At 72.5% G+C, this 13,262-nt stretch carries 10 protein-coding genes; 1 reads left to right on the top strand and 9 read right to left on the bottom strand.

Annotation, left to right across the window (positions count from 1 at the left end; genetic code table 11):
• Positions 1-43 precede the first annotated feature (43 nt).
• The 9 genes from murG to rsmH all read right to left on the bottom strand — a co-directional run bounded on the left by murG (position 44) and on the right by rsmH (position 12,043).
• Positions 44-1,129, bottom strand: coding sequence for an undecaprenyldiphospho-muramoylpentapeptide beta-N-acetylglucosaminyltransferase (murG, locus tag ACH4K4_RS18420; RefSeq protein WP_360134643.1), 1,086 nt, complete (start codon positions 1,127-1,129; stop codon positions 44-46).
• A 6-nt stretch (positions 1,130-1,135) separates the two neighbouring features.
• The gene (ftsW, locus tag ACH4K4_RS18425) at positions 1,136-2,479 is read right to left on the bottom strand and encodes a putative lipid II flippase FtsW (protein ID WP_398168395.1); all 1,344 of its coding nucleotides are present in this window, start codon (positions 2,477-2,479) and stop codon (positions 1,136-1,138) included.
• Between the two features lie 61 nt (positions 2,480-2,540).
• Positions 2,541-3,959: a UDP-N-acetylmuramoyl-L-alanine--D-glutamate ligase gene (murD, locus tag ACH4K4_RS18430; RefSeq protein ID WP_398168397.1), complete on the bottom strand. Its 1,419-nt coding sequence runs from the start codon at positions 3,957-3,959 to the stop codon at positions 2,541-2,543.
• Positions 3,956-5,020, bottom strand: coding sequence for a phospho-N-acetylmuramoyl-pentapeptide-transferase (gene mraY / locus ACH4K4_RS18435; protein ID WP_360134688.1), 1,065 nt, complete (start codon positions 5,018-5,020; stop codon positions 3,956-3,958). The genes murD and mraY overlap by 4 nt, the downstream gene beginning before the upstream one ends.
• Complete coding sequence (murF, locus tag ACH4K4_RS18440; RefSeq protein ID WP_398168398.1) at positions 5,020-6,450, bottom strand: UDP-N-acetylmuramoyl-tripeptide--D-alanyl-D-alanine ligase; 1,431 nt, start codon at positions 6,448-6,450, stop codon at positions 5,020-5,022. Before murF ends, mraY begins: the two co-directional genes overlap by 1 nt.
• A 62-nt stretch (positions 6,451-6,512) precedes the next feature.
• Positions 6,513-8,216 (bottom strand): UDP-N-acetylmuramoyl-L-alanyl-D-glutamate--2,6-diaminopimelate ligase, encoded by a 1,704-nt coding sequence (locus ACH4K4_RS18445; protein WP_398168400.1) that lies wholly within the window; start codon positions 8,214-8,216, stop codon positions 6,513-6,515.
• A gap of 18 nt (positions 8,217-8,234) precedes the next feature.
• The gene (locus ACH4K4_RS18450) at positions 8,235-10,445 is read right to left on the bottom strand and encodes a peptidoglycan D,D-transpeptidase FtsI family protein (protein ID WP_398168402.1); all 2,211 of its coding nucleotides are present in this window, start codon (positions 10,443-10,445) and stop codon (positions 8,235-8,237) included.
• Between the two features lie 60 nt (positions 10,446-10,505).
• Positions 10,506-11,087, bottom strand: coding sequence for a septum formation initiator family protein (locus tag ACH4K4_RS18455; protein WP_398168404.1), 582 nt, complete (start codon positions 11,085-11,087; stop codon positions 10,506-10,508).
• On the bottom strand, positions 11,084-12,043 hold the full coding sequence (gene rsmH / locus ACH4K4_RS18460) for a 16S rRNA (cytosine(1402)-N(4))-methyltransferase RsmH (protein ID WP_398168406.1): 960 nt from the start codon (positions 12,041-12,043) through the stop codon (positions 11,084-11,086). Before rsmH ends, ACH4K4_RS18455 begins: the two co-directional genes overlap by 4 nt.
• A 494-nt stretch (positions 12,044-12,537) precedes the next feature.
• Here rsmH and ACH4K4_RS18465 point away from each other — a divergent pair, with 494 nt between their 5' ends.
• Complete coding sequence (locus tag ACH4K4_RS18465) at positions 12,538-13,095, top strand: beta-class carbonic anhydrase (RefSeq protein ID WP_398168407.1); 558 nt, start codon at positions 12,538-12,540, stop codon at positions 13,093-13,095.
• Positions 13,096-13,262 lie beyond the last annotated feature (167 nt).

The raw sequence follows: 13,262 nt of genomic DNA on the forward strand, positions 1-13,262 counted from the left end.
CCACCCCGGGGGGCTCCCCGGGGCGGCACGGCCTCACCCTGCGTCAGCGACCCGCGATCGCCTCGTACACCATGCCGACCAGCAGCTCGTCCGCGTCCCTGCGGCCGAACTCGGACGCCGCGCGGGACATCTCGTACAGCCGGTGCGGGTCGGCGAGCACCGGGAGCACCGAGTTCTGCACCCACTCCGGCGTCAGCTGCGCGTCGTCGACCAGCAGGCCGCCGCCGGCGTTGACCACCGGCTGGGCGTTCAGCCGCTGTTCGCCGTTGCCGATGGGCAGCGGTACGTAGGCGGCCGGCAGCCCGACGGCGGACAGCTCGGCGACGGTCATCGCGCCCGCGCGGCAGAGCATCATGTCGGCCGCGGCGTACGCGAGATCCATCCGGTCCACGTACGGTACCGGGATATACGGGGGCATCCCGGGCATGTTGTCCACATGCGGCATTTCGTTCTTCGGGCCGACCGCGTGCAGCACCTGGATGCCGGAGCGCTGGAGCACCGGCACGGCGGCCTGGATGACCTCGTTGAGCCGCCGGGCGCCCTGCGAGCCGCCGGAGACCAGCAGCGTCGGCAGGTTGGGGTCCAGCCCGAACGCGGCCCGCGCCTCGGGGCGGACCGCCGCCCGGTCGAGGGTCGCGATGGAGCGGCGCAGCGGGATGCCGACATAGCGGGCGTCCCGCAGCTTGCTGTCCGGCGTGCTGACCGCCACGTACTTGGCGTACCGCGAGCCGATCTTGTTGGCCAGGCCGGGACGGGCGTTGGCCTCGTGCACGATGATCGGCACCCCGCGCCGCTTGGCGGCCAGGTAGCCGGGCAGCGCGACATAGCCGCCAAAGCCGACCACGCAGTCCGCCTTCGTGCGCTCCAGGATCTGCTCCGCGGCCTTGATCGTGCCGCGCAGCCGCCCGGGGACGGTGATCAGTTCGGGCGTGGGCTTGCGCGGCAGCGGTACGGCCGGAATCAGCCCCAGCTCGTAGCCACGCTCCGGCACGAGCCGGGTCTCCAGCCCCTTCTCCGTGCCGAGTGCCGTGATCCCCACGGTCGGGTCCTGCCTGCGCAGGGCGTCCGCGAGGGCGAGCGCGGGCTCGATGTGGCCGGCGGTCCCCCCACCGGCGAGTACGACATGCACCGAAATTCACCGCTCTCCGGACGGTCGCTTCTTGACGCGCCGTCTCATCGTCTTCCGTCTCACCCCAGCCGGCTTTCTGCCGAAAACAGGCTGCCGCATGGCCAGTGCCGCCCGCGCGGCGGGCTCGTCCCGCGCGAAGGCGATCAGCAGGCCGATGGCGAACATCGTCGGCAGCAGGGCGGAACCCCCGAAGGAGAACAGCGGCAGCGGGACCCCGGCGATCGGCAACAGACCGAGCACCGCACCGATGTTGATCACGGCCTGGGCCGTGATCCAGGTGGTCACGCCTCCCGCTGCGTACCTCACGAAGGGATCCTCCGTGCGTCCGGCCACGCGGATACCCGCATAGCCTAGAGCCGCGAAGAGCGCGAGCACCGACAGCGTCCCCGCAAGCCCCAGTTCCTCCCCGGTGATGGCGAAGATGAAGTCGGTGTGCGGTTCAGGGAGTTCGCCCCATTTTTCCATACTGGCGCCGAGTCCCGAACCGAAGAATCCGCCCGACGCCAGCGCGTAGATCCCGTGCACGGCCTGCCAGCACTGGTCCTGGGGCCCCGGGTCGGTCGCGCCGATGCAGGCGAGCCTGGCCATCCGGTTGGCGCTGGTCTTGATGAGCAGCGCTCCTATGACGGTGGCCGCGCCCAGTACGCCCACGAAGAGCCGGGTGGGCGCGCCGGCCAGCCACAGCAGGCCGAAGAGGATCGATGTGAGGATGATCGCGGTGCCCATGTCGCCGCCGAGCATGATCAGGCCGAGCAGCAGGAAGGCCACCGGGATCAGCGGCACCAGCAGGTGCTTCCACTGGGCGAGCAGCTTCTTGTCCTGTTTGCGCGCCAGCAGGTCGGCGCCCCACAGCACCAGCGCCAGCTTGCCGAACTCGCTGGGCTGCATCTGGAAGGGGCCGCCCAGGTTGATCCAGTTCTGGTTGCCGTTGACCGCGACCCCTATCCCGGGGATCTGCACCAAGGTCATCAGGAAGATCGAGACGGCGAGCAGCGGGTAGGCCAGCGTCCGGTGCACCTTGACCGTCATCCGGGCCGCCACCAGCATCAGGACGCCGCCGAGCACGGCCGCGAGCAGTTGCTTGCGGAAGAAGTACGTCGGTGCCAGGCCGAGCTGGAGCGCCTTGATCTGGGAGGCCGAGTAGACCATCACCAGGCCGAGCACCGTGATCAGCAGGCTGCCGCCGACCACCAGGTAGTAGGCGGTCAGCGGCCGGTCCCAGGCGCGCCTGAGCTGCGTGTACAGGCCCCGCGGGCTGCGGGTGGGGCCGCCGCCGCGCGGCGGGCGCGTTCCGGGACCGGTGCGCCGTGCCGGGCGCGGCGGCGCCGCCTTCGCCGATCGGGCCGTCATCCTCGTCCCCTCCACGGGTGCGCTGCGCCGTGCGTCCTCGACGGCGGCGGGGACGTACGGACTACTGTTCCTGAGCGGCCAGCGTGCGGACCGCGTCGGCGAAGGCTTCGCCCCGCTTGTTGTAGTTCAGGTACATGTCCATCGAGGCGCAGGCCGGGGCCAGCAGGACCGTATCGCCCGGCCGGGCCAGGCGCGTCGCTTCCCGTACGGCTTCGGACATCGCCTCAGTGTCGGTCCGGTCGAGGTCGACCACCGGGACATCCGGGGCGTGTCGCGCCAGGGCCTCCCGAATGAGCGCCCGGTCGGCGCCGATGAGGACCGCGCCGCGCAGCCGCGCCGCCGACTTCTGTACGAGTTCGTCGAAGGTGGCGCCCTTGGCCAGGCCGCCGGCGATCCAGACGATGTGTTCGTACGCCGCCAACGACGCCTCGGTGGCGTGGGTGTTGGTGGCCTTGGAGTCGTCGACGTACGCGACGCCGCCGACGTCCGCCACGTGCTCGATGCGGTGCGCGTCCGGGTGGAAGGCGCGCAGGCCGTCGCGTACGGACTGCGGGCGCACGCCGAAGGCACGGGCCAGGGCCGCCGCGGCGAGCGCGTTGGCGATGTTGTGCGGCGCCGCGGGCGTCACGTCCGAGATCTCGGCGAGTTCCTGCGCCTGCTGCTGCCGGTTCTCGACGAAGGCGCGGTCGACGAGGATGCCCTCGACGACGCCGAGCTGCGAGGGCCCCGGGGTGCCGAGGGTGAAGCCGATGGCGCGGCAGCCCTCCTCGACGTCGGCCTCGCGCACCAGGTCCTCGGTCACCCGGTCGGCGGCGTTGTAGACGCAGGCCACGGTGTTGCCCTCGTAGATCCGGCCCTTGTCGGCGGCGTACGCCTCCATGGAGCCGTGCCAGTCGAGGTGGTCGGGGGCCAGGTTGAGGACCGTGGCGGAGTGGGCGCGTACGGAGGGCGCCCAGTGCAGCTGGTAGCTGGAGAGCTCGACGGCGAGCACGTCGTACGGCTCGTCGGAGAGCACCACGTCCACGAGCGGGACGCCGATGTTGCCGACGGCGGCGGTGCGCAGCCCCTCGGCCTCCAGGATGGCGGCCAGCATCCGTACGGTCGTGGTCTTGCCGTTGGTGCCGGTGACCGCGAGCCAGGGCGGCGCGTCCGGGCCCCGCAGCCGCCAGGCCAGCTCCACGTCGCCCCACACGGGGACGCCGGCCGCCTCGGCGGCCTGGAAGAGCGGGCTGGCGGGCTTCCAGCCGGGGGTGGTGACGACGAGGTCGGTGCCCTCGGGGAGCGTGTCACCGTCGCCGAGGCGGACGGTGATCCCCAGCTCCTGGAGGGGGGCCGCCTGGGCGCGCTCCCGCTCGCCGTCGCTGCCGTTGACGACGGTGACGACGGCGCCGAGGCCGGCCAGGGCGCGGGCGGCGGGTACGCCGCTCACGCCGAGACCGGCCACGGTCACGTGCTGTCCGGCGAGGTCGGGGCCGGTCACTTGGCGGCCTGCCAGCCGCCGTAGAAGAGACCCAGGCCGACGATCACGCACATGCCCTGGATGATCCAGAACCGGACCACGACAAGGACCTCGGACCACCCCTTGAGTTCGAAGTGGTGCTGGAGCGGCGCCATCCGGAAGACGCGCTTGCCGGTGAGGCGGAAGGAGCCGACCTGGATGACCACGGACATGGTGATCAGGACGAAGAGGCCGCCGAGCACGGCCATCAGCAGCTCCGTGCGGGAGCAGATGGCCAGGCCGGCCAGCGCGCCGCCCAGGGCCAGCGAGCCGGTGTCGCCCATGAAGATCTTGGCGGGCGAGGTGTTCCACCACAGGAAGCCGAAGCAGGCGCCCATCAGGGCGGAGGCAACGACCGCCAGGTCGAGCGGGTCACGGACCTCGTAACAGGCCGGTCCCGCGCTGAGCGGGTTGGCGCAGGACTCCTGGTACTGCCAGATGCCGATGAAGGTGTACGCGCCGAAGACCATCACCGAGGCGCCGGTGGCCAGGCCGTCGAGGCCGTCGGTGAGGTTCACGCCGTTGGACATCGCCAGGATCATGAACAGCGCCCAGATGACGAAGAGCACCGGGCCGATCTGCCAGCCGAAGTCCTGGGTGAAGGACAGCCGGTCGGAGGCCGGGGTCTGGCCGCGCATGTCGGCGAACTGGAGCGAGAGCACCGCGAAGGCGATGCCGACGATCAGCTGGCCGGCCATCTTCGCCTTGGCCCGCAGGCCCAGCGAACGCTGCTTGACGATCTTGATGTAGTCGTCGAGGAAGCCCACCAGGCCCATGCCGGCCATCAGGAACAGCACCAGCACACCGGAGAAGGTGGGGTCGCTGCCGGTGATGACCTTGGTCAGCGCGTACGCGATGAGCGTGGCCAGGATGAAGGCGATGCCGCCCATGGTGGGCGTACCGCGCTTGCTGTGGTGGTCGCGCGGGCCGTCGTCGCGGATGAACTGCCCGTAGCCCTTCTTGGCCAGCAGCTTGATCAGCAGCGGCGTGCCGATCAGGGTCAGGAAGAGCCCGATCATTCCGGAGAAGAGGATCTGCTTCATCATCGGGTGGCGGCCCCGCCCTCGACAGCGTCGTCCAGCAATGCCGCGGCGACTCGTTCCAGACCGACCGACCTGGACGCCTTCACCAGCACGACGTCACCCGGCCGCAGCTCGCTGCGCAACAGGTCGACCGCCGCCTGCGCGTCGGACACGTGCACCGACTCCTCACCCCACGAACCCTCGTTCTTGGCGCCCATGTCGAGCCAGGCAGCTTCCCTGCCGCCGACCGCCACGAGCTTGCTGACGTTGAGCCGGACGACCAGGCGCCCGACCGCGTCGTGTTCGGCGAGTGACTCCCCGCCGAGCTCGGCCATCTCACCGAGCACCGCCCACGTACGGCCTCCCGTTGCCTTGGAGGCTTCGCCCATCGCCACGAGCGCGCGGAGCGCCGCCCGCGTGGATTCCGGGTTCGCGTTGTAGGCGTCGTTGACGACCGTCACACCGTCCGCGCGCTCGGTGACCTCCATCCGCCAGCGGGAGAGCGTGCCGGCTTCGGAGAGCGCGACGGCGATCTCGTCCACGGGCATGCCCAACTCATGGGCGACGGCGGCCGCGGCAAGCGCGTTCGACACGTGGTGCTCACCGTACAGCCGCATGGTCACGTCGCTGCACCCGGAGGGTGTGTGAAGCGTGAAGGACGGCTGCCCGAGCGCCGTAAGCCGGACATTCTCGGCACGTACGTCGGCCTCGGCGGACTCGCCGAAGAAGACCGTGCGGGCCTTCGTACGGGAGGCCATGGCACGCACGTACGGGTCGTCCGCGTTGAGTACGGCGATGCCGCCCTCGTCCGCCGCGGGCAGCGCCTCGACCAGTTCGCCCTTGGCCTGGGCGATCTGCTCGCGGCCGCCGAACTCGCCGATGTGCGCGGAGCCGACGTTGAGCACCAGGCCGATCCGCGGCGGGGTCAGCTCCGCCAAGTAGCGGATGTGGCCGATGCCGCGGGCGCCCATCTCCAGGACGAGGTACTTGGTGTCGGCGTCCGCGCGCAGCGCGGTCACCGGCAGCCCGATCTCGTTGTTGAGGTTGCCCACCGGGCACACGGTCGGCCCGCTGCGCGACAGCAGCTGGCCGATCAGATCCTTGGTGCTGGTCTTGCCGGCCGAGCCGGTGAGCCCGACGACGCTGGTGCCCAGGCGGCCGACGACGGCGCGGGCCAGCGCGCCGAGGGCGGCGACCACGTCGTCCACGACGATCGCGGGCACGCCGACGGGCCGGACGGCGAGCACCACCGCCGCGCCCGCGCCGACGGCGCGCTCGGCGTAGTCGTGGCCGTCCACGCGTTCGCCGGCGAAGGCCGCGAAGAGGCTGCCGGGGCGTACCTCACGGGAGTCGAACACGACGGGACCGGTGACCCGGGCTTGCGGGTCCGGTATGTCGTGCTGCTGCCCGCCGACGATGTCCGCGATCTCGGCGAGGGACAGGGAGATCACTTCTCACCCCCGGTGGTGGGCAGGAAATGCCGTTCGAAGGGTTTTGCGCGCATGGCGGTGTGTCATCCCTGGTGGTTCGGCTGCGGCGGGGTCAACGAAGCCTCGATGGCCCGGCGCAGCACCTGGCGGTCGTCGAAGGAGCGGACCACCCCGGCGATGTCCTGGCCCTGCTCGTGGCCCTTGCCCGCGACGATCACGGTGTCGCCGGGCTCGGCACGGGCGACGGCGGCCGCGATGGCGGCGGCCCGCTCCTCCTCGACCAGCACGGTGCCGCGCTCGTGGACGGGCACCTCGGCGGCGCCCGCGAGCATGGTGGCCAGGATGGCGAGGGGGTCCTCGCCGCGGGGGTTGTCGGAAGTCAGTACGGCGGTGTCGGCGAGGCGCGCGACCGCGGCGCCCATCGGCTTGCGCTTGTGCGGGTCGCGGTCGCCGCCGCAGCCCAGCACGGCGTGGATACGGCCCTCGGTGACCTTGCGCAGGGCGCGCAGGACCGATTCGACGGCGTCGGTCTTGTGGGCGTAGTCGACGACCGCCAGGTAGTCCTGGCCCGCGTCGATCCGCTCCAGGCGGCCGGGGACGCCGGGCACGGCGGCGACGCCGTCGGCGGCCGTCTGCGGGTCCACGCCGGCCACGACCAGGGCGGTGATGGCGGCCAGCGCGTTGGCGACGTTGAAGGGGCCCGGGAGGGGGGAGGCGGCGCGTACGGACACACCGTCGGGGCCCAGCACCGTGAAGGTCGAGCCGAGCGCGCCGACCTCGACGTCCGCGGCGCGCCAGTCGGCGTCCGGGTGGCCCTCGGCGGAGAACGTGGTGACCGGCACCTCGGACTCGCCGGCGGCCAGCCGTTTGCCGTACTCGTCGTCGATGTTGACCACGCCGGCCTTGCTGCGCGCCTTGGTGAACAGCTGCGCCTTGGCCTGGAAGTAGTCCTCCATCCCGGAGTGGAACTCCATGTGCTCCGGGCTGAGGTTGTTGAAGATCGCGACGTCGAAGACGCAGCCGTCGACGCGGCCGAGGACCAGCGCGTGGCTGGAGACCTCCATCGTCACCGAGCGCACGTCGCGCTCGCGCATGGCGGCGAACAGCGCCTGAAGGTCGGTGGCCTCGGGGGTGGTGCGCTCCGACTTCAGGCGCTCGTCGCCGATGCGCGACTCGACCGTGCCGATCAGCCCGGTCAGCCCGCCGCCGGACTTCTCGGCCGCGGCACGCAGGCCGCCGTCGATGAGGTACGCGGTGGTGGTCTTGCCCGAGGTGCCGGTGATGCCGATCTGGAGGAGGTCCTTGCCCGGGTCCCCGTAGATCGAGACGGCGAGCGCGCCCATCCGGGCCCGCGGCTCGTCCACGACCAGGACGGGCAGGCCCGTCGCGGCGGCGCGCTCGCGACCGGCCGGGTCGGTCAGCACCGCGGCGGCGCCGAGGTCGGCGGCCTGGTTGGCGAAGTCGGCGCCGTGGAAACGAGCGCCGGGCAGCGCGGCGTAGACGTCACCGGGGCGCACGGCCCTGGAGTCGTGGGTGATGCCGGTGACGGCGGCGTCCGCCGCGGCCGGTACCGAGGTGCCCAACTGCTCGGCGAGGTCCGCGAGGGGGGTGGCGCGTACCCGCTCTGGGCGGGGCGCTCCCGGAAACGATCCGGGGGCGTCCTTCTGGGCGTTTTGGGACTGATCAGCGTGTGACACGGCGGTGAGCGTACCGGGCCCGGCGGCCTCGGGGCGAAGTGAGGGCCGCGCGCCGGAGCGGTTCCCGGGTTCGGGAGTGATGGTCGTCACGGCGGTGCTGCCTCGTTTTCATTCGCCTGGCTTGAAGGTGACGGGCAGGCGCGGGGGCTGGGCGCCGCTCGGCGGGACCTGGAGCGTCTTGAGCGCGAACTCCATGACCTGCTTGTAGATCGGGCCGCACACCTGGCCGCCGAAGTAACTTCCCCTGGTCGGGTTCTGGACGGCGCAGTAGACGGTGATACGGGGCTGGTCGGCGGGCGCGAACCCGGCGAAGGAGGCGGTGTAACCGTGGTACCGGCCGGATTTCGGGTCCACCCGGTTGGACGTGCCGGTCTTGCCGCCGACCCGGTAGCCGTCGATCTTCGCCTTGGCGCCGGTGCCCTCCTTGTCGTCGACCACCGATTCGAGCATGGCGGCCAGCGTCTTGGCGGTCTTCGCGCTGACGACCCGGTTCTTCTCCGGCCGCGGAGCGGGCCGGTAGCGGCCGTCCGGGCCCGTGGTGCCCCTTATGAGCGTGGGGGCGATGCGCTCGCCGCCGTTGGCGATGGTCGAGTAGACCGAGGCGGCCTGGACGGCGTTGAGCGACAGGCCCTGCCCGAAGGGGATCGTGTACTGCTGCGAGGTGCTCCACTTCTGGGGCGCGGCCAGCAGTCCCGGCGTCTCGCCGGGGAAGCCGAGCCCGGTCGGCTTACCGATCCCGAACTTGCTCAGGTAGGAGTGGAGCACCTGGTTGGCTTCCGCACGGGTCTTGCCGAGCTGTTCGGTGGCCAGGATGGTGCCGATGTTGCTGGACTTGGCCAGCACGCCGTTGAGGGTCAGGTGCCAGGTCGGGTGGTCGATGTCGTCCGAGAACAGCCGGTCGCCGCGGTGCAGCCGGTTCGGGACGGTGACCCGGGTGGCGGGGGTGGCGGCGCCCTCCTCCAGGACGGCGGCCATCGACATCAGCTTGCTGGTGGAGCCCGGTTCGAAGGCGTCGGTGAGGGCGGCGTTGCCCAGCGCGTCGGGGTCGGCCTTCGAGATGTCGTTGGGGTCGAAGCCGGGGGCGTTGGCCAGGGCCAGGATCTCGCCGGTCGTGGTGTCCTGTACGACGACGTAGCCCCGGTCGGCCCGGGACTCGGCGACCTGCCGGGTGATGGCCTGCTGGGCCATCCACTGGATGTCGCGGTCCAGGGTCAGTTCCACGTCGGTGCCGGGGACGGCGGGGTGCTCCTGGGTGTCCGCCGTGGGCACGCGCCGGCCGCCGGACTGGGCGTAGACCAGCTTGCCGTCCTTGCCCGCCAGCTGCTTGTCGAGCCGGGCCTCCAGGCCGCCGCCGCCCCGGCCCTCGCTGTTGACGAAGCCGAGGACCCCGGAGGCGAGGTCCTTGTTCGGGTAGACGCGCTTGCTGTGCTTGTCCGCGAAGATCCCGACCAGGACGTTGGGGCGGCGCTGCTTCTTGGGCAGCTTGGCCGCCTTGGCGTCCAGGGACGCGCGCAGGTCCTTGATCTGCTTCCAGACCTGCGGGGTCTGCTGGCGGGACAGCCGTACGTAGCGCGAACCGGGCGCGGCGAGCTTCTTGGCCAGCGCCGCCCGGTCCTCGCCGAGGACCGGCGCGAGCAGCGCGGCGGCCTGCTGCGGGGCGTCCGGGATCTTGATCTTGTCGGGCGCCAGCAGGCTGGGGTCGGCGGTGATGTCGTACGCGTCCACGGTGGTGGCCAGGTCCACGCCGTCCCGGTCGGTGATCGCGCCGCGCTCGGCGGTCAGCTTGACCGGGACGTAGCGGTTGACGTTGGCCTTGGCGGCGTACGCGCCCGCGTCGACGGCCTGCACCTGGAACAGCCGGACGACGAAGACCAGCAGGATCAGCGTCAGGCCGAGGGAGACCAGGCGCAGCCGGGGGCGCGGGCTGCCGAGACGGATGACGCCGGCACGGGGGCGCGGCGCGCGGGCGGCCGGGGAGCGCTTGGCCGCGGGAGCGCGCTTGGCGGCGGGGCGCGGGGAGGGGGTGCGGTTCTGGCCGGTGGCCTTGTTCTGGCTCTGGGCCGCGGGCTTCGGGGCGGCCGTCTTCCGGCCGGGCGGCTTCTGGGCCGCGGGCCTGGGAGCCGCGGGCTTTGCGGCTGCGGGCTTCTGGCCTGCGGCTTTCTGGCCGCTGCCGCTCTGGCCGCCGCGCCCGGCGGCCTGGGCGGGGCGGGGCACGCGGCGGCGGGGGTCCGGCGCGCCCGGTCCCTTGGAGCCCGCGCCGGATCCGGAACCCGATCCGGAGCCGGAGCCGCCGGAGCGGGGGCCCTTGGGGTCGGTCATGCGGCGTCCTCCTCCGGTACGGGCGTGGGGGCGGTCTCGGCGTACGCGTACGTCACGGGGTCACCTGCCGGGAACCGTCGGGGCGGAGCCGGCCGCGGCGTCGGGCAGGGGGCGCCCGTGCACGGGCCGGGCGGGCATCGGGTGGTCGGGCAGCGGCGCCTCCGGGGCAGCGGGCCCTGCGGACGGCGCGGGCCCCGCCGACGGGCGCGGACCGGTGGCGGGTCGCGGCGCGGGCACGGCGACCGGCGGGACGGGGGCGCTCATCGGCCCCGCGCCGCTCCCCGCCGCGCTCGGCTTGCCCCGCACCGTGCCGTCCGGCTCCAGGAACGCCGGGCTGCCGCCCGGGACCATGCCCAGCTCGCGGGCGCGCTTCTCCAGCGCGCCCGGCGCCGAGTAGGCGTCCACCTCCTGCTGGAGCGCCTGCTGCTCGTCCGTCAGGTCGTTGGTCCGCTTCTCCAGCTTGCTCAGCTCGAAGGAACCCTGGTTGAGCGCGGAATTCAGCAGCAGCAGCGTGATCAGGCCGGTGCCGAGCAGCACCACTACGAGGAGGACGAACGGCGTGCGCGCCGCCGTGCCCGTGCCGGGGGCGAACAGGTCCGAGAGCCGTCCGGGCCCCCCACGCGTCCGCCCCGGCCCGGTCACGCGATGTCCTCGCGAATGCGCTCGGCGCCGCGCAGCCTGGCGGGGGCCGCGCGCCGGTTCTCGGCGATCTCCTCCTCGGTGGGCAGTTCGGCGCCGCGGGTCAGCAGCTTCAGGCGCGGCTGGTACTGCTCGGGGACGACGGGCAGGCCGGGCGGCGCGGTGTTGGCGGCGCCGGCCGCGAAGACCTGCTTGACGATCCGGTCCTCCAGGGACTGGTACGACAGCACGGCGATCCGGCCGCCGACCGCGAGGGCCCGTACGGCGGCCGGCACGGCGCCCTCGACGGCGGCCAGTTCCGCGTTGACCTCGATGCGCAGCGCCTGGAAGGTGCGCTTGGCGGGGTTGCCGCCGGTGCGCTTGGCGGCCTGCGGCAGCGCGTCGCGGATCAGCTCCACCAGGCGCGCGCTGTTCGAGAAGGGCTCCTTGGCCCGTTCCCGCACGACCGCCTCGACGATCCGCTTGGCCTGCTTCTCCTCGCCGTACGCGCGGAGGATGCGGACCAGCTCGCCGGGCGGGTAGGTGTTGAGGACCTCCGCGGCGCTGATGCCGGTCGTCTGGTCCATGCGCATGTCGAGCGGCGCGTCCTGCGCGTACGCGAAGCCGCGGTCGGCCTCGTCGAGCTGCATGGAGGAGACGCCGAGGTCGAACAGGACGCCCTGGACGCGCGGGGCGCCGAGGCGGTCCAGGACCTGCGGCAGCTCGTCGTAGACGGCGTGCACGAGCGTGGCGCGGTCCCCGAAGGGCGCCAGGCGCTCCCCCGCCAGCTTCAGTGCCGCCGGGTCGCGGTCGAGGGCGATCAGGCGGGCTGCCGGGAACGTGGCGAGCAGCGCCTCGCTGTGCCCTCCGAGGCCGAGCGTGCAGTCGACGACGACCGCGCCGGGCTCGGCGAGCGCGGGGGCGAGCATGTCCAGACACCGCTGGAGCATGACGGGTACGTGGCGATCGTTGCTGCTCATGCGCCTTCCGATGGGGTGGGCGGCAGGTGGGTCCCCCCGGCCGCTGGCTGGGGGAATGCCGCACGTACCGCTTGGTCCCCGCCCGCTCTGAAGGGGAAGTGGCCCTCCGACGACGGGGAAGTGCCGTCGGCGGACCGGATGGAGCGGGAGGAGGCCGAGCCGTACGTGCAGATCGCACGCGAAAGATTCGGGATCCAAGGAGAGCGTCACGCCTCCCACTTCGCGCCACTTTAGTCCACTGCCGCGCGGGGTCAATCAACCGGTTCCGCGCGTCCCGCACCGGCCCCCGGGGCGTTTTCGAACGATTTTCGAGAGGCCCCGGAGGGCCGTGCGGCGGCCCGCCCGAGGGCCCGCGGAGAGATCGAAAAGGAAGCTTTCACCCGATCGGCGGCAGCTTGGGGGGCGTGTGGAAAACCTCACAAGCGGCCGTACTGCCCCCCTATGCCCGTCCCCACGTGCAGCCTTACCGGCCGGTGACCCCTTACCGTGTTGCTATGCCGATACCTGCGTCGCAGCCGCTGCCCCCGTCCGCCGACAGCGCCGTGGCCCCCACGGGCGGCACGGTCACCGACCGCCTCGTCGAGGCCAACAAGCAATACGCCGCTGCCTTCACCGATCCGGGCATGGACGCCCGGCCCGTCCTCAAGGTCGCCGTCGTGGCGTGCATGGACGCACGCCTCGACCTGCACGACGCGCTGGGCCTGGAGCTCGGCGACTGCCACACCATCCGCAACGCGGGCGGGGTCGTCACCGACGACATCATCCGCTCCCTGACGATCAGCCAGCGGGCGCTGGGCACCCGCTCGGTCGTGCTCATCCACCACACGGGCTGCGGCCTGCTGAGCCTCACCGAGGACTTCCGCCACGACCTGGCGGCCGAGGTCGGCCAGCGCCCCACCTGGGCGGTCGAGGCGTTCAAGGACCTCGACGAGGACGTCCGGCAGTCCATGCAGCGCGTGCGGACCTCGCCGTTCCTGCTGCACAAGGACGACGTGCGGGGATTCGTCTTCGACGTGACGACGGGTCTGCTGCGGGAGATCGACCCGCAGTAGGCGCGCGTGCGTACGACGGAAGTGGTCCGCGGCCCCTGTGCCGCGGACCGCGGTCGTGGGGGGGGGGGGGGCCGCCCCCCCCCCCCCCCCCCGCGCCGGCCGGCCCCGCCCGCCCGGCCGCCGCCCCCGCTAAAAAACCCCCCACAAACCCGGGGGCGCCCCCCCCC

The organism is Streptomyces sp. NPDC017529 (assembly GCF_044329785.1).
Taxonomy (GTDB): Bacteria; Actinomycetota; Actinomycetes; order Streptomycetales; family Streptomycetaceae; genus Streptomyces.

Coding starts and splice junctions, on each gene's coding strand:
- mraY (WP_360134688.1), bottom strand. CDS start 5,020: ATGAAGCAGATCCTCTTCTCCGGAATGATCGGGCTCTTCCTGACCCTG.
- ftsW (WP_398168395.1), bottom strand. CDS start 2,479: ATGACGGCCCGATCGGCGAAGGCGGCGCCGCCGCGCCCGGCACGGCGC.
- rsmH (WP_398168406.1), bottom strand. CDS start 12,043: ATGAGCAGCAACGATCGCCACGTACCCGTCATGCTCCAGCGGTGTCTG.
- ACH4K4_RS18450 (WP_398168402.1), bottom strand. CDS start 10,445: ATGACCGACCCCAAGGGCCCCCGCTCCGGCGGCTCCGGCTCCGGATCG.
- ACH4K4_RS18465 (WP_398168407.1), top strand. CDS start 12,538: ATGCCGATACCTGCGTCGCAGCCGCTGCCCCCGTCCGCCGACAGCGCC.